20 protein-coding genes are annotated in these 25,593 nt (G+C 68.2%); 9 read left to right on the forward strand and 11 right to left on the reverse strand.

Going from position 1 to position 25,593, the window contains the following annotated elements:
• The 6 genes from ACYVGI_RS13085 to ACYVGI_RS13110 all read right to left on the reverse strand — a co-directional run.
• Positions 1-5,367, reverse strand: a 5,367-nt coding sequence (locus ACYVGI_RS13085; protein ID WP_460633053.1) for an RHS repeat domain-containing protein, incomplete at its 3' end; no start/stop codon positions are given.
• Between the two features lie 43 nt (positions 5,368-5,410).
• Entirely contained in the window at positions 5,411-8,482 is a 3,072-nt protein-coding gene (locus tag ACYVGI_RS13090) for a DNRLRE domain-containing protein (RefSeq protein WP_460633054.1), read from the reverse strand.
• A gap of 229 nt (positions 8,483-8,711) precedes the next feature.
• Complete coding sequence (locus tag ACYVGI_RS13095; protein WP_055896749.1) at positions 8,712-8,951, reverse strand: hypothetical protein; 240 nt, start codon at positions 8,949-8,951, stop codon at positions 8,712-8,714.
• Between the two features lie 229 nt (positions 8,952-9,180).
• Positions 9,181-9,651 carry a GbsR/MarR family transcriptional regulator gene (locus ACYVGI_RS13100; protein WP_460633055.1) on the reverse strand — a complete coding sequence of 157 codons (471 nt, stop codon included), beginning with the start codon at positions 9,649-9,651 and terminating at the stop codon, positions 9,181-9,183.
• A gap of 73 nt (positions 9,652-9,724) precedes the next feature.
• Positions 9,725-11,437: an ABC transporter permease gene (locus ACYVGI_RS13105; protein WP_460633056.1), complete on the reverse strand. Its 1,713-nt coding sequence runs from the start codon at positions 11,435-11,437 to the stop codon at positions 9,725-9,727.
• Positions 11,434-12,357 carry an ABC transporter ATP-binding protein gene (locus ACYVGI_RS13110; RefSeq protein ID WP_460633057.1) on the reverse strand — a complete coding sequence of 308 codons (924 nt, stop codon included), beginning with the start codon at positions 12,355-12,357 and terminating at the stop codon, positions 11,434-11,436. Before ACYVGI_RS13110 ends, ACYVGI_RS13105 begins: the two co-directional genes overlap by 4 nt.
• An 89-nt stretch (positions 12,358-12,446) precedes the next feature.
• On the opposite strand from ACYVGI_RS13110, the gene ACYVGI_RS13115 reads away from it, so the two are divergent.
• Positions 12,447-13,112: an SDR family oxidoreductase gene (locus ACYVGI_RS13115; RefSeq protein ID WP_460633058.1), complete on the forward strand. Its 666-nt coding sequence runs from the start codon at positions 12,447-12,449 to the stop codon at positions 13,110-13,112.
• 81 nt (positions 13,113-13,193) lie between these two features.
• Positions 13,194-14,528 (forward strand): MATE family efflux transporter, encoded by a 1,335-nt coding sequence (locus tag ACYVGI_RS13120; RefSeq protein WP_460633059.1) that lies wholly within the window; start codon positions 13,194-13,196, stop codon positions 14,526-14,528.
• Positions 14,529-14,851: 323 nt separating this feature from the next.
• Here ACYVGI_RS13120 and ACYVGI_RS13125 read toward each other — a convergent pair whose 3' ends face one another.
• Positions 14,852-16,060 (reverse strand): amidohydrolase, encoded by a 1,209-nt coding sequence (locus tag ACYVGI_RS13125; RefSeq protein ID WP_460633060.1) that lies wholly within the window; start codon positions 16,058-16,060, stop codon positions 14,852-14,854.
• Positions 16,061-16,279: 219 nt separating this feature from the next.
• Entirely contained in the window at positions 16,280-17,344 is a 1,065-nt protein-coding gene (locus ACYVGI_RS13130; protein WP_460633402.1) for a LacI family DNA-binding transcriptional regulator, read from the reverse strand.
• A gap of 136 nt (positions 17,345-17,480) precedes the next feature.
• Here ACYVGI_RS13130 and ACYVGI_RS13135 point away from each other — a divergent pair, with 136 nt between their 5' ends.
• Positions 17,481-18,764 carry an MFS transporter gene (locus ACYVGI_RS13135; protein ID WP_460633061.1) on the forward strand — a complete coding sequence of 428 codons (1,284 nt, stop codon included), beginning with the start codon at positions 17,481-17,483 and terminating at the stop codon, positions 18,762-18,764.
• A gap of 80 nt (positions 18,765-18,844) precedes the next feature.
• Here ACYVGI_RS13135 and ACYVGI_RS13140 read toward each other — a convergent pair whose 3' ends face one another.
• Both ACYVGI_RS13140 and ACYVGI_RS13145 read right to left on the reverse strand, forming a co-directional pair.
• Positions 18,845-19,144, reverse strand: a complete 300-nt coding sequence (locus ACYVGI_RS13140) for a hypothetical protein (protein WP_460633062.1) — start codon at positions 19,142-19,144, stop codon at positions 18,845-18,847.
• Positions 19,145-19,264: 120 nt separating this feature from the next.
• Positions 19,265-20,347 (reverse strand): lactonase family protein, encoded by a 1,083-nt coding sequence (locus ACYVGI_RS13145; RefSeq protein ID WP_460633063.1) that lies wholly within the window; start codon positions 20,345-20,347, stop codon positions 19,265-19,267.
• 33 nt (positions 20,348-20,380) lie between these two features.
• Here ACYVGI_RS13145 and nucS point away from each other — a divergent pair, with 33 nt between their 5' ends.
• From nucS to ACYVGI_RS13165, 4 genes are all read left to right on the forward strand, one after another.
• Positions 20,381-21,076, forward strand: coding sequence for an endonuclease NucS (gene nucS / locus ACYVGI_RS13150; protein ID WP_460633064.1), 696 nt, complete (start codon positions 20,381-20,383; stop codon positions 21,074-21,076).
• Complete coding sequence (locus ACYVGI_RS13155) at positions 21,076-21,498, forward strand: SseB family protein (protein WP_460633065.1); 423 nt, start codon at positions 21,076-21,078, stop codon at positions 21,496-21,498. Before nucS ends, ACYVGI_RS13155 begins: the two co-directional genes overlap by 1 nt.
• A 37-nt stretch (positions 21,499-21,535) precedes the next feature.
• A complete protein-coding gene (locus ACYVGI_RS13160; protein ID WP_460633066.1) occupies positions 21,536-22,213 on the forward strand; it encodes an HAD hydrolase-like protein in 678 nt (225 codons plus the stop codon).
• A gap of 99 nt (positions 22,214-22,312) precedes the next feature.
• Positions 22,313-22,723, forward strand: coding sequence for a hypothetical protein (locus ACYVGI_RS13165; RefSeq protein WP_460633067.1), 411 nt, complete (start codon positions 22,313-22,315; stop codon positions 22,721-22,723).
• A gap of 98 nt (positions 22,724-22,821) precedes the next feature.
• Here ACYVGI_RS13165 and ACYVGI_RS13170 read toward each other — a convergent pair whose 3' ends face one another.
• Positions 22,822-24,750 (reverse strand): BglG family transcription antiterminator, encoded by a 1,929-nt coding sequence (locus tag ACYVGI_RS13170; RefSeq protein WP_460633068.1) that lies wholly within the window; start codon positions 24,748-24,750, stop codon positions 22,822-22,824.
• Between the two features lie 166 nt (positions 24,751-24,916).
• On the opposite strand from ACYVGI_RS13170, the gene ACYVGI_RS13175 reads away from it, so the two are divergent.
• Together ACYVGI_RS13175 and ACYVGI_RS13180 are read left to right on the forward strand one after the other, a co-directional pair.
• A complete protein-coding gene (locus tag ACYVGI_RS13175; protein WP_460633069.1) occupies positions 24,917-25,225 on the forward strand; it encodes a PTS sugar transporter subunit IIB in 309 nt (102 codons plus the stop codon).
• A 45-nt stretch (positions 25,226-25,270) separates the two neighbouring features.
• Positions 25,271-25,537: an HPr family phosphocarrier protein gene (locus ACYVGI_RS13180; RefSeq protein WP_055896787.1), complete on the forward strand. Its 267-nt coding sequence runs from the start codon at positions 25,271-25,273 to the stop codon at positions 25,535-25,537.
• The last annotated feature ends 56 nt before the right edge of the window (positions 25,538-25,593 follow it).

Genomic DNA, 25,593 nt, shown 5'->3' on the forward strand with positions numbered 1-25,593 from the left:
AGACCACCGACGCGACACCTTCCCATCCGCCACCGCCACAGCCAAATCCCGCGAACCGTTCGCATCACCGGACACGAATGTCACCACCGAACCCGACACACCCACCTTCGTCGAACGCTCGACCACAGGGATCCCATTCACCGAATATGTCCGCACCGCCGACGCATCCTTCGCACCAGGCGCCATCGTCAACTCCGTCTCACCCAAGAACAGAGTCGTCCCCGACTTCGAGTCCGACTGCAACAACACATTGCCGTCCGCGTCGTACACCTTCGACTGCGTCACACCACCCGCCGTCACAGACGCCAACTTCCCCGACTCGTTGAACGTCAACACCTGACCAGGCCGCGTCGTCGTATTGCCCGCCGCGTCATACCCATACTCAACACCCGCCACCGACGCCACAGCATGTGGACGCGGAGAACCCGCCGCCGGATACGCATACGCCTTCGACACATCACCCGCCGTCGTGTGCGACGTCGTCGAGGTTCGGTTGCCCGTGGCCGCATCGACCGCATACGACGTCCAGTACGGAGCCTTGCCACCGAGCGCGGACACCGAACGCGCAGCCGCGCAGTTACCCGACCCCGGCGTCCACGCCTCCGTCAGATTGTGCAGAGAGTCATACGCGAAACACTGCGTCTCCGCGCCGGCCGCTCCCGTCGTCGCGATGCTCGTCACGTCGCCGGCGGCGTTCATCTTGTACAGGCGGTCGGCCTGCGTGCTGAACTTGGCCGAGTATTGCGACGTGTCGATCACCTGGTTCACGGCGCCGGAGGCCGCGTCGTACCCGAACGTCGTGAACAGTTGCGTTGTCGTCCCTCGCGTCAATTGCAACGTCTGGCCGATCGGCGTGTACGCGACCAGCGAATACAGGCTCGTGCCGGAGAGAGTGTCCACTAGACCCAGCGAGTTGTATGCGGTGCCAAGACGCTCAAGGGCCAGGCCTCCCATCGCAGGAAGCGTGCGCTGCTTGATCTGGCCCTCGACCGTGTAAGTATTGGCGAAGGTGTACGACGTCCCTCCGAAGGCGGGCGCCCCTGTCGGAATGCTGACCTTCGTCGACGTCGCGTTGTAGAGGGCGTCGTACGAAACGACCTCTCGCTTGTACGCGAGACCCGGCTTGCCCGGTGCCGATCCGGTGTAGCTCGTCGACGACGCCAACTGCCCCTTTGCGACCGTGTCATACGTCCACGACGCCAGAAGCGGCCCGCTGGTCGTGCCCGAGTATGCCGCCGTCCTGCGGTCGAGTGCATCGTAGGTGTACGCGAGGGTCACGCCGCGCGCATCCTTGGACGCCGTCAGACGGCCGCCGAGGTCGTACGCGTTGATCGTCAGTCCGGAGTCCGGATCGTTCGATGTCGCCTGACGACCGAGCATGTCATGCGTCCACGACCACGCGTTGCCCGCAGGGTCCGTCATGGAGGACATGTTGCCCTTGGCGTCGTACATATACCGAGTCACGAGGCCATCGCCGACCGGTTTGGCCGCCTGGTACTGCGCAAGGGCCGTCTTCTTCCCCTGCGAGTTGGTCAGCGTCGTAGTCGGAGTTCCACCAGCGGGCGGAGTCATGTCGACGCGATCCGGCCCGAGGTGGGCCCAGGTCGTCCGGTGAGTTTCGACGCCGTATTTGTAGACGACGGACGCCAGCGTTCTGCCCACCGCATCGAATACGGTGTCCGTGCGTCCGGGGATCTGGCTGGCGTTCGAAGCCACGAAAAGCTCGGTCGAGGCGGACACCGTGGCCCAGTACGGAACCGTCGACGACACGGTTCGACCCTGCGCATCGTACGCGGTGTCCACGATCACGCTCCCGCTGCCGATCGCGGCCGATTGACTCTGAACCACGCGTCCTAGACCGTCGAGCAGTTCATACGACACGACCGTGCCCGCCTGTTTCATGACCTCCGTGGTCACCACCGACGGCGCAGTCTGCGACAGGGTGTAGGTGTACTTCGTCGATGGCGACGACGTGTTCTCCGCATACGGACGATTCGGCAGCCACACTCCGATGCGTCGCCCGAGCGCGTCATATCGCGCGGTCGTGACGTTTCCGTTCGGGTCTGTTGCGGAGAGCTCCGCACCGCGAGCGGGATCGAAGGTCTTCTTGGTCGAGAATTGCGCCGCGTTGGTGGTTTCGATCGCGGTCGTCTGCCCTGTCGCGCCCGAAGGGGTGTACGCGGTCTTCGTGGTGCGGTTCAGCGCGTCCTTCACCGACGTGGGGCGTCCCATCGCGTCGTAGGTCGTCTCGGACGCCTTGGACCAGGTCGGGACGGTGCCGCTGACGGCGGAGACGATTTCCGTCTTGGTCACGTTTCCGGCAGTCGGGGCGGCGCCGAACGCGCCGCCATCGAAATAGCTCCGCGTGCCACTGATGAGACCGTCTGCGCCGACGGTGGATGCGCTGGCGCACGGTCCGGCCGTCTCCATCACCTGAGACACGGCGCCGACGATCCAGTTGAAGGTGTTCGGTGGTGCATACGTGGTGGTCGTGCAGGTCGCCGGAGCGTCGGAGGGCACGGTGGCCACCGTCGTGGGCAATCCCGAAGTGGGATCGAACGCGGTTGTCGTCACCGTGCTCCGGGTCGTGCCATCGGATATGGGCTCCCACACCACGGTCTCGCGGTCGCCGACGAACCGCGCCGAGTGCAATCCATCGCTGGCTGTCGGCGCACTGGACCAGGGCGTCGAGAAGGTTCTCGAGAGCAGCGGGCCGTTCACCCCGTTACGCACGATCACCTGACGAGTCCTCCCCGCGAACTGCCGCGAATCGGGGACTCCCGGGCTCCCCGTGACACTCGCAGACCGAACGCCACCCGCCGGAGTCGCGCGGTCTCCATCGAGCCCCTGAAAGAAGAGGTACACCGTTACGTTCTGCGACGCCGGCTTGTTCTTGTCACCGACCCGGACCTCGGCCGTGTCGAATCCGGCGAACACAGCCCAGGTGCGCTTGTCGGCCGGCGTCAAGGGAGAGTCGTTGTAACGCCACGCCGGGGTTCCGTAGAAGTACTGTTTCTGGACGGCGGGGGCTCCGGCGCCACCGGTGTTGGGGTTGTCCACGATCGACGTCACCACGTACTTGTGGAACAGATCCTGTTGCGGCGCTTGTGCCGGCACCACCGACGGCGACCACCACTGCGGATAGCAGAGCTTCGTGTTCGATTGCGGCGCAGCGAGGATTGCCGCCCGGTCGCCGGGAACACACTGCTGTTTGCTATACGTGACCGACACCGTTGCGCCGAGTTCCGTCGTGATTCCCGTGACGCGCCACTTATCAAGAGGAGCCAGGCCGTCCATCGTCCAAACTCGGTTCTGCATGGGCGTTCCAGCGAAAGTCACCGCCGGCTCGACGAGAGTGGTGCCTCCCACGTAGCCAGTCCGCGTCACACTGTTCAGCCACAGTGACGCCGATTCGCCATCCCCTGGCGACGGGAAGCTTTGACGGAGGGTCCACATGTCGACATCGCGATACGCGCCCTCCGAGAACGCCTGCGTCTTGATGGCGGTCACCCGGGACACGGTCCAGAACGTGGGCGAAATCAGCCCGCTGCACGGACCTGCAGTGCACAACTGGTCGTAGGGAACATCGGGATAGGACGCCGGGATAGCGGGCTTCAGGGGAAAGCCGCTGGGCGCTTGGACTTCGCATTTGTCGACGGATGCGGAACAGCGGCCTCGTGAGTCGAAGTAGAAGTGGACTTTGCCTGACGCAGCGTTCGCTGAGTAGACGGACGATTTGGTCAGCCCGTATTCAATGCGCACGAGTTCACCACCGCGCTCGTACTTCGTCGGTGTGTTTCCGTTCCGCGCGTACATGTTTGTTTGGGCGTTGTAGTAGTACGCCTGAGCGTTCCCGTGCGTATCCACGATGTAGTCGAGATTCCATCGCCATGCCAGTGAGCACGACGACGCAGCGAACGTCGACGCGTGGCACGGCTCTCCCGGGTCGTTACCGAAGACCGGCACCGTCCAGGCCGAGTTGGTCGCCGCCTTTCCTGACGTGAAGCCAGGAAGCTGGTTGAGGCCGAAGTAGTACTGCGTGCCGTCCGTCGTCACCATCTGCCAGCAGGCGGTGTCGGCTGTGCCGTTGGGCGCGCAGGGCGCACCCTTGATCTCGGTGAAACGCGTCCCGTCATCGTTGGCCAGACGGTAGGTCTTCGATGCAGGATCCAGGATCAATTCGCCGGAGTGTCCACCAAAAGAGATCGTGGCGTTCGTGTTCTTGTAGCAAAGGTCGCCCGAGGTCGCGACCTTCCCGGTAGGACCGTCGTCGACAGCGCAACCGAGATAACTGCGCTCGATGAATCCCGTACCCGCGAGGTCCCACCCTTCACCGAAAGCGGATGGCTGATTGTTGGTGGAACCCGTCAGACCATCGACCGACTGCGAGCTGTAGTTGAGCGCGAGCTCAGGGGTGGCCCCGCCGGGCGCTGGTGGAAGGCTTAGGGGGAGGTTCCAACTGAATCCGCCGTTCTGCAACGACACATCCCAGGTCGAGGCCGGCTTGAGGGGGGTCGCTGTGAAGTCGCCGGTTCCTGTTTGAGAGGACGGCGCCGCCCGCGCGGCGAGCAGGATCGGGCTGTCGGCGACTCTCGGAGTCACGACGATCGCTCCCGAACCCTCCTCGACGACGGACGGGACAGGATGCACGGCATCCTCGACGGCTTCAGCCGACTTTTCCGCGACGCCGGCGTCAACCTGAACCCAGCGTGCGCGACTCGAGAAATCGCCACCGTACTGCGCATCCAGGAACCGGGATGGGATGCGCACACCAACAGACGCGTCGGACTTGGAACCATCGACGCGCGACAGCTCGATGACCGGCCCGGTCGCCCCGAGCTTGGCAGCCGCATCATCGTCGAGGAAACGAACCTTCAGCTTGTCGGCGCGGTCCTTCGCATGGGCTCGCCGCTTCTTTCCGGAATCGAGCTTCGAGTCCTTCTTGGCATTCAGCTCGGCCTCGGTGGTTTCCTGATCAGCAGGGTCGCCAGCCGATGCCACCTCGATAGCGCTTCCACCGACCTTCTGCCACGATCCGTCGACGATCGTCGAGGTCTCCCCGTCGTCGCTGTCTACGATCGTCTCCCCCTCCCGGACGGAGTCGATGGTCACATCGAACTCGCCGCCGGTCGGCACGTCCGCGGTGACGACCGGTGCGGATAGGGCTGCGGTATCCGACTTCGCCTTGAGCTCAGGAGCTGCTTCGCCGGGGACCGCTTTCGCGAACGGTGGAACCACGGGGCCGTCTAGGGCGCGCGAAGCTGCTGGCTCGACGACTCCCCCGATGAGGGCCAATGTGGCGCCGGTCGCGATTGCGAAGGTGAGGCTGCGCCGACCGAGGGCGCGACGGCGTGATGCGTGTTTCATTCGTGTGTTTCTCTGAGTGCGTCGGAATGGCCGGTGCGAACGATCAGCGTGGCAGTGGTGTCATTGCGAGTTGCGTACTCGAGAGCACGCCGGGATAGATTCCGACCGCTACGACCTGCCCCTTGTAGCCGTCCGAGGATGAGCCGCTTGAGATCGCGGACCCTACGAGAAGGCGCCCGGTGCTCGTCGAGTTGTCTTTCGGCGGGGCAAATGCTGCGTACTGGCTGTCGGAGACTCCATCGGCGACAACCTTGATGCGGACGACACGGTTCAATGCATCCCACGTGCCAGTGATGGTTGCGGCTTTGCCAGGCTGAACACTGGGGCCGGTTACGCACCCTGCGGCAGCGGATGGACCCTGGGATTGAACACAGAAGCGCCACTTGCCCCAGGCGATCTGCAGAAGGAAGGGCGAAAAGGAAGCGCTCTCCTGCGAAACGAGTGTCTGCCGGTCGTCGACGAACGTGCTGGGAATAGCACGGACAGAGACGCTGAAAGACGACGTCGTGTCGAGCGGAGCCGCGGTTGTCGCCGTGACGGCGTTGTCGATGAGGAACCCGAGTGAGCCGACGGACGTGTTGCCTTCGCAGTCCGCCTGGCGAGTGTCGAAATAGTCGCCGTTCTGCACACAGCGGTATACCTGCACACCCTTGTAGCCGACTCCGGTCGGCACGGCAGCGGCGGTCTTCCAGCTATAACCGATTGCAACCCCGGTCACGCCCTTTCCATCGCAGGCGGCCGAGAGCGATGTCCTGTTTCCGGGGGCGACCTCGCAGAGATAGACGATGTTCGTGTTCGCGGGCTGCGGCTTTCCGGGCTCGATACGGCCGAGCTGTCCCATCGTCTGCTCGAGGCGATACCCACTCGGAACGGAGACTCCGGATGCGATCGCGCGATGGTCGTGCCCGGGCCAGATATAGCGCCCAAGCGTGACAAGGCCGTCGAAGACCATGCTCGGGTTGTCGTCCTCATCGGTGCCCCACTTCGCGAGGGAGCCCACGTTCAGGGACGGCGTGCCGTTCAGCTCGTCGTCGATGGACTTCTGGCCGGACGTGGACGCTTGCCAGATGTGTCCCGCAGAGAGGTCCGCGGAGGCCGCGCGCGTTCCGATACCGCCGGCGCCGTACTCGTTCCCGACCTTGGAGACGTTGCCAGCTCGGTCGTACGCCGCAACCCACAGGGTCGCGTTCGTGTCGAACGCTGCCAGATCGAACGTTGCCGACCCTGTCGAGTCTGCACACACGATGCGAGCCGCCTTGGCCGCGACCATCGTGTCGCAGGTGGGAAGGAGCGACCAGTACTCCGTCACGGGTGGCGGTGCGGAGGTCGCCGTCTTGTCACCGGCCTGCCACCACACCTGAAAGCCCGCGACCTTGTCCAGCGGTGCAGTGGTCACTCGTACGGTCATCTTCTGACCGATTCGCGTCCCGAGATCGACTGTCCCTGGCCGTCCTTCCGCCGGGCTGCTCGCTGACGTGACCACCACACCCGGCACTCCGGGCGACGTCGCATCCGCTGTGAAATAGCAGGATGCGGAACGAGCGGACGTCGCCGCGTAATCGCTGCTGCGAGTCGACCACGCGTACGTGTTGCCGTTCACCAGACTGCCCTTGGGGATCACGTGCGTGAGGAGAGACCCCTGCGCTTGCAGAGGAGTCGTGCTGACCTTTGTCTCCACACCGGTCGTGATGTTCTTGAGGAAGAAGTCGACGGCGACGGCGCCGGGGTCAGGGTCGGTCGCCTTCGCCGTGAGCGTCACGGCCTGGACCGCGTTGTTGAGGAATGCGGGGTTTGCCGCATCCGACACGCACGGTCGGGCAGGCGAGCTCATCGCCAGATTGGTGGGCACATTCGGCGCTGAGTTGTAGGTGACCGTGAGCTTTGCATCCCAGCGGTAGTGCTTGCGCGTGAGGGGGCTTCCCTCGTTGGCGCTGCGTAGAGCAAGAGTGATGTATGGCGCCTCATAGACAGCCGCGTCGGAAGCGGTGGGAGTGGCACTGAAGCCGACCATTCCGGGTGCCGCGCACGAGCTGCCCCGAACGTTACCCTGAGCATCGATCGCGCGGACCCATTGGGCGGGATCGCTGTTCCAGGTGAACCCCGGATTCGACGGACCGTACTGCCACAGTTGGACGAGAGTGGTGTCGCAGCTGTTCGACCACGTCTGATACACGTTGAATCGCGCGTCGCTCACCTGTTTTCCGGCCAGGAAAGCTGTGTCGAAGCGGTAGAACGCCCGCGAGAGATAGTGGACGCCGTTCTCGATGCCGTAGCCGACGCTGTTCTCCGGTGGATTGAGATACGACTGGTTCGGGAAGGCACGATCGGTGAACCAGTCGTACTGCAGATAGGCGGACCAATCAGGATCGACGAAGAGCGGGTACGCGACGACGTCGTCTGCGATCGCTTCGACATCCAGGGTGGACTCCGTCGCCGTCGCCGTGACCGACACAGCCTTGGCCTCGCCTCCGCCGGGCCCGTCGGCATCGGACTTCTCGCCTGACGAGTCCCACCACAGCGGTGTGGACGCCATCAGCGGCACGCCGTCGCCTGTTCCGGCGGTCAGCACCTCGGTTTCAGGATCTTGCGAGAGCGTCGCGCCCGAGATTCTCAACCGGAAATTCGCGACACGCTCATCCCGTGCGGCCTCGGCGTTCTTGACGATGAGGACCTCGCGTGCTCCTGCTTTGGTCGCGCGCACGCGCAGGTCAACTCCGGGGAGGACTTCCGGAAATGTCGCGGAGTTCTTTTTGACGATGGGCGCTGGGAGCGTCCCGTACGCCCACGACTCCGTTATCCAGCCGCCATCTTCGGTCTTCACCTGCATGATGTCGTTGGAACCGCCGAGCGAAATGCGAATCGGCACGGCAGCGACGGAGGGAACGAGCCAGCCGTCCTGCTCGACGAGCGACGTGTCGACCTTCTTCCACGAGCCACGCACTTTGGCCTGCTCGGGAACCTGGCTGCTCGTCGCCTCCATGCTCCCATCGGGTTTCGCAGACACGAGGAGCGTGGGCGACGACTGGGAATCTACGACCACGTCGTGGCCATACAGTCGCGCGATGTCGCGAGCGTCTCCCTCGTTCGCGGCGTGGTCGGCGTCGGCGATCAGCATCGAGGAGGCGGCCTCGGAGGGCCCCGCGTCGCGAGCATGGTGGGAGGGCAGCGTGACCGACCCAGCGACCAAAGCCCCCACCGTTGCGCCCGAGGCGAAGATCGCGGATACGGAATGAGTGAAGCGCACGTGAACCCCCGGGTATGCAGTTAGAGTGCGTGATGTTAAATACAACATCACACACTCTAGCTATTAGGCGCTCAGGCGCCAAACACCGGGGGTTCGAACGTCAGCCGAGGATGCGGATGGGGAAGGCGACGAGGGCGTCGGAGGGGATGGGCGCGAAGAGGTCGCGGTGCCACAGGCCGTCGTTGTGGCGGACGAGGATGTCGCCGCGGCCGTCGTGCTCCGGGTACGGGGCCAGGATGCGGCTGCCGGCGGGCAGGGTGTCGAGCTCGGACGGAGTCCAGGCTTCGGCGATGGGGTCGAGGGAATCGAAACGGATTCCGAGAGTTGCTGTGTTCATCATTGCGGTACTTCTTTCAAAGCGTGTGGTTGATCCGCCGTCACGCGTCGACGTGTGACGTTCGCGGCCGGCGCTCGGGATGAGCGGCCTCGCGATGGGCGGAGGCGGACAGGTGGTCCGCGGCGGGAACGGGGCCGGTCTGGCCCGGTTTCGCGGCGACGATGAGAGGGGCGTCAAGCCGAACGAAACGGTGTGTTCCGCATACAGTATAGCCGACGCGGCGCGGAAACGGTCAGGAGCGGGCCGCGCGGACCTGTTCCCACTCGTCCAGCAGCTCGGGGAGCCGCTTCTCGAGGAAGCGGTAGAACCCCGCCATATCGCGGAGTCGCTCCGTCGCCAGCGAGTCAGGGTCGTCGACCGCGGCGATGCCAGCGTCGGCCTGAGCGGCGAGCACGGCGTAGATCGGGGACTGCCTGGTCATAGAGGCGTACCAGTCGCTCGGCAGCTCGTAGCGGTCGCGGCGGCTCGCTGTCTGCGAGACGCGGCGAACGATGCCGATGGTCTGCAGGTAGCGGACGGCGCCGGAGATGCCGGCGGGGCTCGCGGAGAGACGCTCGGCGAGCTCGGCGGCGGTCATCCCCTGCTGCTCGGTGACGGTGAGCGCCATCAGCACGCGGGCGGGCATCTTCGGGAAGCCGGCGGCGGTGAGCACGGCGGCGGCGTGCTCGAGCACATCGTTCAGGGCCCTCTCGTCTCTCGCCACCGGCCTATCCTTTCATTTCCGCGGGCCAGGGCGCCCGCATCGTCTCGATATCCGCAGCGTCTCGATATCCGCGTCACCCGATCGCGAAGTCCCTGCGGCGGATGAGCAGCGTCGCCGCCGCCGTCGCGACCACGGCGATACCGAGCATCCAGTAGCCGCCCGTCCAGTCGGGGGTGCCCACGACCACCGGCGAGTGCGCGAACGGCGACAGGTCGTGCACCCAGGTCGGCAACCCGATCAGTCCGCCGAAGATGCCGACGAACGCACCGAGGCCGAGCAGCGTCCAGCCGAGCGGGATGGTCCAGCCCGGCAGCACGACGAACACCAGCGCGAGCACACCCAGATAGACGAGGGCGACCGGCAGCTGAGCGGCGGCAGCGGCGAACGAATCGCCGATGCGCGCTGCGTCCTCCCCCGCACCCACCGCGGCCAGACCGGATGCGAGAGCGGCGGCCACGAGCACCAGCACGATCGCGATCACCCCGACCAGCAGGAACTGCAGCAGCCAGCGCACCCTGGACAGCGGCGCGGACATCAGCACCTCCGCCGCGCCACCCGCCTCCTCCTGCCGCAGCCGGATGACCGCCTGCGTGGCGCACGCGGCGGCGAGCACGCCGACGATCGAGAAGATCGCCGAGATGAAGATCTGCGTCATGGGTCCAGAGCCGCCGGCGCCGATCTCGCCGAGCGCCTTCCGGATGTTGCCCAGGCTCGGGTCGTTGGCGATCGACGAGCTGACGACGCTGCCGAGGGCTCCGGCGAGCAGGCCGGTGAACAGGCCGCCGACCGCCCAGCCGAGGATGGTCGGCCACTGCAGACGCCAGGCCAGGCCGAGCGGCCCGGAGAGCATCGCGCGCGCATCCCGTCGTCCTGGGCGCTCGGCGATCAGGCCCGCACCGCTGTCGCGGGCGGACTGCAGCGCGAACACCACGGCCGTGAGTACGACGGCGAGGCCGAGCTGCAGCAGCAGCGGGCGCCAGTCGTTCGCGCCGTACGGGTCGAATTGCTCGCCCCAGCCGATCGGGCTCAGCCAGGTGGGCCACGCGCTCACCATGTGGGAGCCGTCGCCGGTGACGGTGCCGGTGGCGTCGCCGATGCCGCGCAGCAGGTAGGCGAGCACGACGACGGCCGCGGAGAAGCCGTTGGCACCGCGCGAGGTCATCATGAGCTGCGACAGCAGCAGGCCGACCGCGAGGAATGCGATGCCTGCGCCGCCGACGGCCGCACCAGCGGCGAACGATCCAGCGACGGGAAGCCCTGCTGCGATGAAACCGAGGCCGGTCGCGACGGCGAGCACGACATTCGCCAGCACGCCGTGGATGAGGGTGGCGACGGTCGGCAGGATGCGCGCGGCCGGGGTCGAAGCGATCAGTTCCGCCCGGCCGGTCTCTTCTTCCGCGCGGGAGTGCCGCACGGCGAGGAAGGTCGACATGAGCCCGGCCAGAAGCGCGAGGAAGGTGAAGATCTCGAAGAACGTCACGGCGGCGAGCCCGGTGCCCTGCGGGAGCCCGCGCAGCATGAGGATGGCCGGGTTGGCGATGGCGAGCTGCATCAGCTCGACGCGACCCTTGGCATCCCCGTATGTATTGCTGATGCTGGCGGCGGAGAACGCGGCGAGCATGGCGATGCCGACGATCCAGATCAGCAACTGCCAGCGGTCGCGCCGGATGCGCTGGCGCAGCAGCACCGCGAGGGTGCGGCCCCTGCCTTGGTCGCGGCGCACTGCGGTGTGCTGGTGCGTCGCAGGTCCGGCGGAGCGGCCGGTGGACTGCGTTGCGGTGGTCATCGTTCGTTCGCCCCCGTGAGCTCGTCGCCGTAGTGGCGCAGGAACAGCTCCTCCAGCGACGGAGGCGCGACGGTGAGGCCCTGCGTGTTCAGCTCGGCGAGCGCGGAGAGCACGCCGGACAGCTTGTCGCTGTCGGCGGTGAACCGCACCCGACCGTCGGAGGTGTGCAGGTCGTGGGCGTTCGGGATGCGTGCGAGCTGCGCATCCGACACCCCGTCGGCGGCGAACGAGACCTCGGTGCGGGTGAGGTGGCGGAGTTCGGTGAGCGTGCCGGACTCGACGGTCCTGCCCGCGCGGATGATGCTCACTCTGTCGCAGAGCTGTTCGACCTCGGACAGGATGTGGCTCGACAGCAGCACGGTGGCCCCGTCGCGGGCGACGCGGGCGATCTCGGTGTTGAAGGTCGCCTCCATCAGCGGGTCGAGGCCGCTGGTCGGCTCGTCCAGGATGTAGAGGTCGGCCGGGGTGGCGAAGGCGGCGACGAGCGCGACCTTCTGCCTGTTGCCCTTCGAGTACGCGCGGCCCTTCTTGTTGGGGTCGAGCTGGAAGACGTCCATGAGGCGCTTCTTGCGCTCGGCGTACGCCTTCTTGTCGGCGGTGCCGCCGCGGAGCCGCGCGAGGAGGTCGATGGCTTCTCCCCCGGAGAGGTTGGGCCAGAGGTTCACGTCGCCTGGCACGTATGCGATGCGCCGGTGGAGCTCGACGGCGTCCTTCCACGGCTCGCGGCCGAACAGGGTGGCGCTGCCGCCGCTCGCTTTGGCGAGGCCGAGCAGGATGCGGATGGTCGTGGACTTTCCCGCGCCGTTCGGCCCGAGGAAACCGTGGACCTCGCCCGCCGTGACGGAGAGGTCGAGACCGTCGAGCGCACGCACTCGACCGAACCGCTTTTCGAGGCCGGTAGCCTCAATGACTGTGTCCATGGAGCGTGACTCTACGCTTGTTTCAGTAATTTCTGAATATTCCTAACGGATTCTTTACGGGCTGTCGCACCGTGGCCTATGGTCGTTGCGTGCCTCTCGCTCTCATCACCGGCGCGGCGCGGGCCGACAGCATCGCTGCCGGGATCGTGCCCCGGCTGCGCGCCGACGGCTGGGACGTCGCCACCAGCGACCTCGCCGACGCCGACTATCCGTGCGACCTGTCGACGCCCACCGGACCGGACGAGCTGGTCGCCGCCGTCGCGGCCGAGCGCGGGCCGATCGGAGCGCTGATCCTCAGCCACGCCCACGACGTCGAGTCCGGGATCCTCGACACGACCGCGGACAGCTTCGACAGGCACATCGCCGTCAACGCCAGGGCGAGCCTTCTCCTGATCGCGGCGTTCGCACGCCAGGTCGCACCGGGAGGCGGGGCGATCGTCGCGCTCACCAGCGACCACACGACCGGCAACCTGCCGTACGGCGCATCCAAGGGGGCACTCGACCGCATCGTCATCTCCGCAGCGCGAGAGTTCGGGCCGCTCGGCATCTCGGCGAACGCCGTCAACCCCGGCCCCATCGACACCGGGTGGATGGACGACGAGCTCCGGGCGACGCTGACCCCCGCGCATCCGCTTGGGCGCCTCGGCACACCGGCAGACGTCGCGGCCGTGGTCTCCTTCCTCGTCTCGGACGAAGGACGCTGGGTGTCCGGCCAGCTCCTGCACACGGACGGCGGGTTCTCCGCGCGGTTCTGAGCGGGGGCGCGGTTCTGAGCGGTGGCGCGGTTCTGAGCGGTGGCGCGCGATAGCGGTGGTGCGCGATAGCGTTGGCTGGTCGTGAAGCCAACCGCCGTCCGCCCGGTCGACCGGGACATCCTGCGCCTCGCCGTGCCAGCGCTCGGCGCGCTCGTCGCCGAACCCGTCTTCCTGCTCGCCGACTCAGCGATGGTCGGGCATCTCGGCGTCGCCCCGCTCGCCGGGCTGGGGATCGCCAGCGCGATCCTGCAGACCATCGTCGGCCTGATGGTGTTCCTCGCATACAGCACGACGCCCGCCGTCGCCCGGCGGCTCGGCGCCGGCGACCTGCGCGGTGCTGTGGCGTCCGGGGTGGACGGCTGCTGGCTGGCGCTCGGGCTCGGCATCGTGCTTGCGGCGGGCGGCTGGTTCGCGTCGCCGGCGCTGGTGAGCCTCTTCGGCGCATCCACCGCCGTGTCAGAGGCGGCGACGCGCTACCTGGAGATCTCGATGCTCGGGCTGCCAGCGATGCTGCTGGTGTTCGCTGCGACGGGTCTGCTGCGGGGGCTGCAGGACACGAAGACGCCACTCGTGGTCGCCGTCGCGGGGTTCGCGGTCAACATCGTGCTGAACTACCTCTTCATCTATGTGGCGGGGCTCGGCATCGCGGGGTCGGCGGTCGGGACCGTCGCCGCGCAGTGGGCGATGGCCGCCGTCTACCTCGTGATCGTCGTGGTCAACGCACGCAGGGTGGGCGCGCCCCTTCTTCCGCACCACACCGGGCTCACCAGCACGGCCAGGTCGGGCGGCTGGCTGCTGCTGCGCACGGCAAGCCTGCGCGCCGCGATGCTGCTCGCGGTGTTCGCCGCGACCAGGCTCGGGCCGGACGAGCTCGCCGCATTCCAGGTGGCGATGACGGTGTTCGCAACCGTGGCGTTCGCACTGGATGCGCTGGCCATCGCCGCGCAGGCGCTGGTCGGCAAGGGGCTGGGGGCCGGCGACCTGGCCGGGGTGCGCGCGGTGCTGAGGCGGTGCATCCAGTGGGGCATCGGCGCCGGGGTCGTGCTCGGCGCCGTCGTGGTGCTCACCAGCCCGATCGCCGCCGGGCTGTTCACGGGCGACGCGACCGTGGCCGCCCTGCTGCCGCCTGCACTCGCGATCATCGGCGTCGGCGCGCCGCTCGGCGGGTATGTCTTCGTGCTCGACGGGGTGCTGATCGGAGCGGGCGACGCACGCTATCTGGCGCTGACCGGGCTGGTGAACGTCGCGGTGTTCGTGCCGCTCGCGGCGGCGGTGGCGGCGTGGGGAAGCCACGATGTCGCCGGTCTGGCCTGGCTGGCGGCGGCGTTCGCGTTCGGGTACATCGGCGCACGAGCGGTGACGCTGGGCCTGCGGGCGCGGGGCGACAGGTGGATGCGCGCGGGCGCCACGGTCTGACGGCGCCGCTGCCGCCGTCGCTCTCGCGCCCGCGCACGAGTCGTGCGAAACCCGCGGTGCCCACCTCCGCAACCACACTTCTCGCACGAGCCGTGCGGGCTCGTCGCGGGAACCACGACGCACGAGTCGTGCGAAAGGTGCGGTGCGCGCCTCCGCAACCGCACTTCTCGCACGAGCCGTGCGAGCTCGTCGCGTGAACCACGACGCACGAGTCGTGCGAAAGGTGCGGTGCGCGCGTCAGCAACCGCACTTCTCGCACGAATCGTGCGAGCCTGTCGCGGGAGCCATGACGCACGAGTCGTGCGGAAGGTGCGGTGCGCGCGTCAGCCGAGCCAGGAGCGCGCGGCGACCACGAGGGCGCGCACGCCGGTGCCGATCGTCGGCTGGGCCAGCGGCGCGAAGTGCGGCGAGTGGTTGGACGGGATGTCCGTCTCCGCCGTTCCCGCCGCCATGGCCGCCGCGACCTTCGCCGGGTCGCCTCCGCCGAGCATCCAGTAGACCAGGGGCGCACCGGCGGCCGTCGCCAGGTTGCCGACGTCCTCGCTGCCGGACAGCGCGCCGGGGTCGAAGATGCGGTCCTCGCCGAACTCCGCCGCGAACGCCGCGTTGACGCGCGCCGTCGCCTCCGGCTCGTTCACCGTGACCGGGTACCGTTCGCCGTAGACCACATCGGGAGCCACAACGGCACCGGATGCGGTCGCCTCGGCCGCGATGATCCGCTCGACCGACGAGAGCACCCGGCTGCGCACCTCCTCGTTGAAACTGCGGACGCTGATCCCGAGGGTCGCGTCGGCGGCGATGATGTTGTTCGCCGTGCCGGCGTGCAACGAGCCGACGGTGACCACGGATGTGTCCTGCGCTGCCACCTCACGCGACACCACGGTCTGCAGCCGCATCACGGTCGCCGCCGCCATCACGACAGGGTCGATGGTTGTCTCCGGGCGCGAGCCGTGACCGCCGCGACCGTGGAGAACGACCTCCATCGTGTCGACCGCCGCCATCGCCGCGCCGGAGTGGGCGCCGAGCATCCCGGCCGGAAGCGGGGTGACGTGCTGGCCGAGCACGATGTCGGGCGTCGGCACTCTGTCGTAGAGGCCGTCCTCGATCATCACCTGGGCGCCGCCGCCGTGCTCCTCGGCCGGCTGGAAGACGGCCACCAGGGTGCCGGACCAGGCATCGCGGTCGGCGACCAGGCTCTCGACAGCGCCGAGCAGGCAAGTGATGTGGATGTCGTGACCGCAGGCATGCATGACCGGGACAGTCGCACCGGTGTGGTCGACGCCGGTCTGGGTGGACGCCCAGTCGAGGCCGGTGTCCTCGAGCACGGGCAGTGCATCCATGTCGGCACGGAGCAGCACGGTCGGGCCGTCGCCGTTGCGCAGCACACCGGCGACGCCGGTGACGCCGATGCCGGTCACGACCTCGACGCCGAGCTTGGTCAGCTCGTCGGCGACGATGCCGGACGTGCGGTTTTCGGAGAAGGCGAGCTCCGGGTGGCTGTGCAGGTCGCGGTACAGGGCTTCGAGATCCATGGTGCCCAGCCTATGCGCGGCGGGCTGGCGGGCGGGAGAGGTGGCGCCGTGGGGAGCGGCTGCAGCGGGTGCGGGATGCGGGACGTGACGCGGAGTGCAGGCGCGGCGGGGTGCGTGCGCGGCGGGGTGCGTGCGCGGCGTGCGGGCGCTGCGTGCGGAGTGCGACCAGCGCGTGCGGTGCGGGGTGCGACGAGCGCCGCGCGGCTCACGCCGTGCGGCTCACGCCGTGCGCGGCGCCGCCGTGGTGTTGCCCAGGTGGAACACGCTGGTGAAGGCGGCCGGATGCGCGACGCGGCCCTCCAGCATGTCCACGATCGCCGCGCCGGCCGCCCTGCCCTTGTCGACAGCGGGCTGCACGAGGGTCGTCAGGTCGTATGGCCACAGGCCGTCGACCCTGGCTCCGTCGAAGCCGACGACACTCACATCCGCCGGCACCTCCAGGCCCGCCTCCTCAGCGGCGCGGATCACCCCGGCCGCGAGCAGGTCGCTCTGCGCGATGATCGCGGTCGGTCGGGTTCCGGGGTCGTCGAGCAGGGCGTGGCCGGCGATGCGGCCCTCCTCCACGAACGATCCGCGGGTGATGTAGCCGCCCGCATCCGGGAACACGTCGCGGACGCCCGCCAGGCGCTCGATGGTGGTGTTCGAGCTTCCCGCGGCGACGCGCTCGGCGGTGAGCGAGCCGCGCGAGCGGTCGCGGGTGAGCGACAGGGTGACGACGGCCACATCCGTGTGGCCGAGGTCGGCGAGATGCTGAGCGGCGACGCGGGTGGCCTCGCGGTTGTCCTGCGCGATGGTGAGGACCTCGTCTGCCGGGTCGCCCTCGATCGCGACCAGCGGGATGCCGCGCTGGCGGAGCATGGCGACCGACTCGTCGAGGCGGGGGCTGCAGCCGATGAGGACCACAGCATCCATCGGCGCGTCCTCGATGCGCTGGGCCGCCTCGCCCGCGTCGGTGAGGATGAGCAGCCCGGCGTCGATCGCGGCGATCTCTTCGGAGATGCCGTCGAGCAGGGCGATCTTGATCGGGTCGCGGAACGCGTCGCCGACGCGCTCCTCCATGACGACGCCGACGATGCCGGAACGGCCGCGGCGCAGCGAGCGGGCGCGCGGGTCGGGACCGGCGTAGTTGAGCTCCTTGGCAGCGGCGAGGACGCGGTCGCGGGTGGCGTCGGAGACAGGGCCTGTGCCGCTGAAGGCGAGTGATGCGGTGGAGTTGGAGACGCCGGCCAGGCGGGCGACCGCGGCGAGCGTGGGGCGGACGATGGTGGCCGCGCTTCGCTCCAGGTCGTCGTTATCCGCGTCGGATTTCTCCACCTCGGGGGTCGTGCTCGTGTCGTTCACATGTGGTAGCTTAGTCGAATCGTTTCGATCGAAACGATTCGATCACCATTTCGCCCACTCGAACAGCAGGATTCAGCCGATGTCGCAGACGACCCCGACAAGCACCAGAAGCCGCCGCGAACTCCGCGCGTGGCGCAATGCGGTGTTCGTCATCTTCATCCTCAGCGGGCTCGCCATGGCGAGCTGGGTCGCCCGCATTCCCGGTGTACGCGACGGCCTCGGACTCGGCAAAGACCCGTCCGCTGTCGGACTGCTCATCCTCGGGCTGTCGGCCGGAGCGATCGTCGGCCTCGTGGCCGCATCCCCGCTGCTCGTCCGGTTCGGCCCGCACAAGGGCATGGTCGGCGGCCTGTTCGTGGTGTCTGCCGGGATGGTGCTCATCGGCGTCGGCGCATCCATCGCCCACTCGGTGCCCATGGTGGCGATCGGCCTCATCCTCCTCGGCTTCGGCAACGGGATGGTCGACGTGATGATGAACGTCGAAGGCACGGCCGTCGAGCGTGAGATCGGCAAGACGCTGATGCCGCTGATGCACGCCTGCTTCAGCCTCGGAACCGTGATCGGCGCCGGCTTCGGAGCCGCGGCGGCCGCCCTCGGCGTCGACGTCTCCTGGCACCTGATCGTGACGGCCGTGGTGATCGCGGTCGCCATTGTGATCGCCGTGCGCTACGTCCCACGCGAAGCGGAACTCGGCGACGAGGTCGCGAACACGCCCGCCGTTCCGTTCCGCCAGCGGATGCGCGAGAACCTGGCCGTCTGGGCGGACTGGCGCCTCATCCTTATCGGCGTCGTGATGCTCGGGATGGCGTTCGGCGAGGGCTCGGCCAACGACTGGATCTCGCTCGCCGTGGTCGACGGACACGGCCAGAGCAACTCGACCGGCGCCCTGGTGTTCGGATTCTTCGTGGCCGCGATGACGCTGGGACGCGTGCTCGGCGGCCCGATGGTCGACCGCATCGGGCGCGTCCTCGCCATCCGCATCACCGGCGGCCTCGGCGCGGCCGGACTGCTCATCTTCATCCTCGGCGGACCGCTCTGGGTGGTCATCATCGGCACGGTGCTCTGGGGCTTCGGCGTCTCGCTCGGCTTCCCGCTCGGGATGTCCGCCGCCTCCGAGGGCGCGGCCAACCCGGCCGCTCGCGTCTCGGCGGTGGCGATCATCGGCTACTGCGCCTTCCTGGTGGGGCCGCCGGTCATCGGCTTCCTCGGCAAGGAGTTCGGGCTGCTCAACGCGCTCTACCTGGTGCTCGTGCTCCTGATCGCGGCGTTCGCGGCGGCGGGCGCGGTGCGTCCCGTTGCGAAGGCGGCGCCCGCCGCGTCGCCCGCGTCGCCCGCGTCGCCCGCGTCCGAGCCCGCCGCGTAGCAATCGAGCCCGCGGTTTTTCACCTTAAAAGCACGTTTTGGGCTGAAAAAGGCCGGGCTCGATTGCACGGGAACGCGGGCTCAGGCGAACTCGAGCGTGAAGCTGATCGGGTTCTGGAAGGTCCGGATGGTTCGCGGCGGCGCCCACTCGGGATGCGGCTTACGGGCGAACGGCCGAAGCACCGTGCGGCACAGCGCCGCGGTGGAGTTGTAGTCGACCCAACGCACGAACCTGCGCATACTCCCCCGGCGCCAGAGCGCGGGGCCGCCGAACACCCAGACCACGCCGGCGATCGGCACCAGCACCCACAAGAGCACTGACCGGACCAGCAGAAGCGCGACGATTCCCGCCAGTCGGAGATTGAAGGGTGCGCGCTCCACTCCACGACCATATCCGCGCCGCCCCGCCGCGCAGCAATCGAGCCCACGGTTCTTCCCCTTAAGAGCGGGTTTTGGGCTGAAAAAGGCTGGGCTCGATTGCTGCGGAGAGCGGGCCGCGCGCTAGAGGAAGTGGAGCGAGACCGGGGTGGGGACCGGCGCGGTGGACAGGTGCGTGAGCGCGCGGGTCTCCGGGTCGAAGGCGAACACAGAGACGTCGCCGCTGTCCTGGTTCGCGGTGAGCACGCGCGACCCGCCGGGGGCGACCACGAGGTCGCGGGGCGTGCGGCCCTGCGTGGGGACCGCATCCACCAGGGTCAGCGTGGCGGAGGGCTGGTCGAACGCGAACACCGCGATCGTGTCGTCGCCGCGGTTGGTGACGAAGACCGTGCGGCCGTCGTCGGTCACCCGCACCGCCGCGGGGCTGTTGGCGCCGGATGCGTCTTCCGGCCTGGTCGACGTCGATGACGCGACCACGAAGCGGCCGGCGTCACGACGCAGCACGTCGACCGTGCTGTCCAGTTCGTTGACCACGAAGGCGTGCCGCGCATCCGGAGCGAACACGATGTGCCGGGGGCCGGCCGCGCCGAGCACGATGGTCGCCTCCGGGCGCAGCGTGAGCGATCCGTCGTCGCCGAACGCGTACCAGCGCACGTCGCCGAGGCCGAGGTCGACCACCACCAGGTCCCCGGTGCTCGGGTCGAAACTCAGTTGGTGGACGTGCGGGCTCTCCTGCCTGTCCGCGTCCGGCCCGCTGCCCTCGTGCTGCACGAACGCCGTGCGCGCGGCAAGCGAGCCGTCGTCGGCGAGCGCGAACACCGAGATCGAGCCGCCGCCGTACGTGCCGGTGGCGAGGAAACGCTCCGACGGCTCCAGCGCGAGGTGGGCTGGCGCGGCGCCGCCGGACGACTCCGACGACAGCTCGACCAGCACGCCAGCCGCATCGCCACCGGCCGCACCGCCACCAGCCGCACCGCCACGGGCCGCGAGCGCCACGATCGCCCCCTCCGGCTCCGTCTCGCTCACCGCGTACACGCGCGAGCCGTCCGCCGTCGCCGTGACCCACGACGGGTTGGCGAGTTCGGCGACGACGCGCGCATCCCGCACGGTCGTGTCGTCGAACTCGGCCTGCAGGATGCCGCGGGCGCGACCGGAGACGTGCGGGAGGATTTCGGTATACGTGCCGATGAGGAGTTGGCGGGTCATGTGCCCATCCTGCCAGCGCCGTAGGATGATCCGGTGCGTCTCGTCATTGCCCATTGCTCCGTCGATTACGCCGGTCGCTTGAGCGCTCACCTGCCGCTCGCGAACCGGCTCCTCATGCTCAAGTCGGACGGCAGCCTCCTCGTCCACTCCGACGGCGGCTCGTACAAGCCGCTCAACTGGATGAGCCCGCCGTGCACGCTCAGCATCCTCGAGCCGGACGACGCCCAACGGGATGCGGGAGTCACCCAGGTCTGGAAGGTCAGCCAGGCCAAGACCGCCGACATGCTGGTCGTCTCCATTCACGAAATCCTGCACGACTCCGCCCACGACCTCGGCGTCGACCCCGGCCTGCAGAAGGACGGCGTCGAAGCCCACCTGCAGAAGCTGCTCGCCGAGCAGATCCACCTCCTCGGCGACGGCCACACCCTCGTCCGCCGCGAGTACATGACCGCCATCGGCCCCGTCGACATCCTGGCTCGGGATGCGGACGGCGGCGCGGTCGCCGTCGAACTGAAGCGACGGGGAGACATCGACGGCGTCGAGCAGCTCACCCGCTACCTCGAGCTGATGAACCGCGACCCGCACCTCTCCCCCGTGCAGGGCGTGTTCGCCGCGCAGGAGATCAAGCCGCAGGCGCGCACCCTCGCCGAGGACCGCGGCATCCGGTGCCTCGTGCTCGACTACGACGCGATGCGCGGGCTCGACGACAGCGACAGCAGGCTGTTCTGATGGGCGCCGCTCCCCGGTTCCCGCAGAGCTACGAGAACGTCGCCGTCCGCAAGGCGCTTTCCGCCATCGCGGCAGAGCCCACCCTCGAACACCTGGATGCGCTCCTCGCCGCCGCGACGAAGGGCGGCCTGGTCGTCGACGTCACCGGCTCCACCCCGCAGGACACCCGTCTGCGCACCCTCACCTCGACCGCCGGCGAGCCCGTACTGCCCCTGTTCACGTCGATGAAGGCGCTCCGGGATGCGGTCGGGGCGACGGAAGAGGGCGCGGGAACGCAGGTGCAGGCCGTGATCGTGCCAGCGCTGGAGGCCCTCGGCTTCATCCGCTCGGCCGAGTTCGTGGCCGTGCAGTTCAACCCTGGCGCCGAACAGACCATGGTCGTCGCCCGGTCGCACATCGAGTCAGCTCTCAGCGAGCACTGAGACGTTTCTGAAACACCTCACATACCATAGGACAGCTATGACCAACCCGACCACCACCGTCACTCGCACGTGGACCTGCGTCCTCTTCGACCTCGACGGAACACTCACAGACTCCGCACCCGGCATCACCTCCTCGCTCGCCACCACGTTCGAGAAGCTCGGCCTGCCCGTGCCATCCCCCGCCCAGCTCGTCGAATACGTCGGCCCGCCGCTGCTCGACTCGCTGCAGCAATTCGCCGGCATGTCCGAGCAGGAGGCGCGCGACGCCCTCACCATCTACCGTGCCGACTACCACGAGCACGGCGCGTTCGACTCTGCCGTGTTCCCCGGCATCCGCGGTCTGCTGACCCGCCTGCACGCCGCGGGCATTCCGCTCGCCGTCGCGACCAGCAAGCCGGAGCTGCAGGCCACGCGCATCCTGGAGCACTTCGACCTGGCGCAGTACTTCGACGTCATCACCGGTGCGTCGGAGGACGAGACGCTGAGCGCGAAGGCGGACGTCGTCGCCGAGGCGCTGCGCCGTCTGACCGCGCAGGGCGTGGACCTCGCGCACACCGTCATGGTGGGCGACCGGGCGTTCGACGTCGAGGGCGCCGGAGAGAACGGCCTGCCGACGATCCTCGTCGAGTGGGGCTACGGCTCCCCGGCCGAGGCGGCGGGCGCTATCGCCGTCGTGCACTCGAGCGACCAGCTCAGCGCGCTCCTGCTCGGCTAGCATCCGTCGCCTTCTGCTGTGGGCAGATCCGGTGTCAGCGTGCGCGAGTAAGCTGAATGTTTGCAATTCCGGATACAGATACAGCACTAGGAAACAGATATGCAGTCACGTAAGAAAATGCTCGTTCCGGCCGTCATCGCGGCGGCCCTCACCATCGGTTCCCTCGCAGGCTGCGCCAGCGGCAGCGGGAACGACTCGTCCTCCACGCCCTCGGCCTCCGAGACCGCCGCAGCTTCGGCATCGCTCCCCGCGAGCTTCCCGAAGAACGACGTCCCGCTCGTCGACGGGATCGTGCTCGTCGCCCGCGGCGACGAGGCCAACGGCTGGTCCGTCACGGTCCAGCCGAAGAACACGACGGGCTTCGCCGACGCGAAAGCCGCCCTCGAGAAGGCCGGGTACACCGCCCAGTCTGGTGCGACGGACAGCAAGGCCGTCTACACCAACGACAAGTACACGGTCGCCATCGGCACCCCCGGCGTCTCGGTCACATACACCGTCACCGCCAACTAGTAATCGAGCCGGGACTTGTGTACGCCCGCCCTCGGCGTGTCGCGTACACAAGTCCCGGCTCGATGGCTGCAGCGCCGCGGGAGAGCGGCGGGCGCCGGTCAGGAGTCGATGATGCGGACGAGCTCGTCGATGAAGGCGGCGAAGCTGTCGGCACGGCGGATGAGGCCGAGGACCGCGTCGCGGTCGGAGAACACCTCGACGAACTGGTCGAAGACGGTCTGGAACGACGCGCGGCCGCCCGCGTCGAAGGCGATGAACGCGATCACGTTGACCCGCGCATCCCCCCAATCCATCGCGGTGTCGTTGACGACGATCGCGATGGCCGTTCGCTTTGCGCTCATGGTCATGGCGTGCGGCACGGCGAGCGAGTCGGTGAACGCCGTGGACGACATGTGCTCGCGCTCGATGGTCTTGTCGACGTAGTCCTGGTCGATCGCCCCGGCCGCGATCATCCGGTCGCCGAGCGCCCTGATCATCGAGATGGGGTCGCGGGCGTAGAAGTTGCGCAGGAACAGGCCGTCGTCGAAGTACTCGAGCAGGTCGTTCTTGATCCGCGCCCTGCGACGCTGACGCCGGATGCGCGCGATGGCCTGCCTGGTGTGCTCGATGTCGGTCTCGGTGAGGAACGGCTGCACGATCACCGTGTTCTCTCGCCGGCCGCGCGGGTCGATGGTGCTGAGCACGAGGTCGGCGTCGATCGCATCCCAGTCGGCCTCGGTCGAGGTGATCACGGCGGTGACGTCGAGCTCGTCGCCGAGCGCGCTCTCCAGCCGTTCCCTGAGCAGGATGTGCATGTCGTAGTAGTTGGGGCAGATGACCGCGCAGGTGACCGCATCCCGTCGCCGCGACTGCTGCTCCAGGTAAGCGCCGACGTGCATCGCGATGTAGGCGATCTCGTCGTCGTTGACCACGATGTCCTCCGCGTCCTGCAACCGGCTGGCGATGTAGACCGCCAGCTCGTAGATCATCGGATACGAGCTCTTGATCGACCGGGTGAGCGGGTTGCGCGAGTACGACTTCTCATGGGCGCGCGCCACGAGGTTCTGCACGTGCAGGGTGAGGCGCACGATGAAGTTCTCGTCGCGCAGGTCGACCAGGTACTCGGTGGATGCGCGTGCCACGATCCCGCGCACCACCTCCAGGTCCTCTTCGCTCACGAACTCGGCCACGGTGTCGCTGCCTGCGCCCGGCGCGATCACCCGGGTGCGCAGCAGGATGGCCAGGTAGCGCAGCTCTGTCGGGTCGAGCACCACGTCGAAGTGCGCGACAACCAGGGTGCCGAGGTCGTCGGCGAGTTTCCGGATGGTCTCGCTCACCTCCGGGTCGGAGGCGGCCGGCAGCACCCGGTCTTTGGCGACGCGGTCGAGGGCGACGGCCATGTGCAGGAGCACGTCGTTGATGCCGTACTCGTTGACGAAGAAGCCGCGCGCGTCCAGCATCTCGACCAGGTCCGACTTGAAGCTCGCGAGCCCGTGGGAGGAGAACGCCTCCTGGATGCGCGCGATGTCGACGACGCCCTGCCGCATCTCGTCGCGGAACAGGCGGCTGAGCAGCTTGCGCCTGGCGATCTCCGGGCCGATGAGCTGCACGACAGGGCCGCGCCTGGCCAGCGTGAGCTCCGTGTCGGCGAGGAGGCCGCGCATCCTGGTCAGGTCGGACTCGATGGTGGAGTCGCTGACGAACAGGCTCTCCGCGGTCTCGTAGACGTCGATGCCGTCCGGCTCGTCCAGCAGGCGCCGCACGAGGAACACGAGCCGTTCCTGCGGTGAGTCCGCCGCGTCGCCGGAGCCTGCGCCGAACCCTGCGCCCGCGCCCGCTTCCACCTCGGCCAGCCAGCTGTCGTATGCCTCACGGTCGAGGCGGTAGCCGTTCGCGCCCGACTCCACCAGGTCCTTCAGCGCGGCCGTGTAGCTGCGGATGCTCCGGGTCGTCACGCCGAGCTCGCTCGCGAGTTCGGCGGCGGTCACCCAGGCAGCACGGCGCGCGAGAATGTCGAGCATTCTCGTCTGCTTCGCCGAGAGAGCCACAGCGACCACCTTTCCCCGACGAGTCAACCACCTCCCGAGCGTGCCGCGGTCGCTCCCCGGCGATCTTTCCGCACGGGAGGAAGAAACGCTGCTGGAACGCCGACGGGATGCGGGCGAGCATCGAAGAAGCTCCATCCGCACCATCTCGAAAGGCAAGGCACGATCAATGAAGATCCTCGTCGTCTGCGGCGCGGGCGCGTCCAGCACGTTCGTCGCCCTGAAGCTGCGCACCGCCGCCGCCGCCCGTGGCGTCGACGCGACGGTCGTCGCGGGGAGCGCCAGCCAGCTCGAGACGTACGCGGGCGTCGACGTCATCCTCGTCGGGGCACACCTCTCGTCCGAGCTTCCCGCCCTGCGTGAGCTCGCCACCGCATCCGGTGCCGCCGTCGCCGTCCTTCCGGCCGTCTCCCCCGCCGCGATCGACGGCGCCGTGGCGCTCGACCTGGCGCTCGGCGCGAAGGCAGCGGCACTATGAGAAGCCGGGAAGGGTTCCCGAGCCACATCGAAGGAGCACACAATCATGGCTGAGCGGATCATCACTGTCGGTTCGACCCACGGGCTGCACGCGCGCCCTGCGAAGCTGTTCGTGGAGGCGGTCGGCAAGTCGGGCGCTTCGGTGAAGCTGACCAAGGAGGGCGGCAAGACCGTCGACGCCGGCAGCATCCTCGGCGTCATCTCCCTCGGCATCGACCACGGGGACAAGATCGTCCTCACCACGGACGCGTCGAACGGCGAGGCCGTGCTCGACGACCTGGCCGAGATCATCGCGACGGACCACGACGCCTGATCATGACCGACACCACTGAGTCCACCGTCCTCACCGGCGCGGGCATCGGCCAGGGC

This window comes from Leifsonia lichenia, assembly GCF_054780215.1.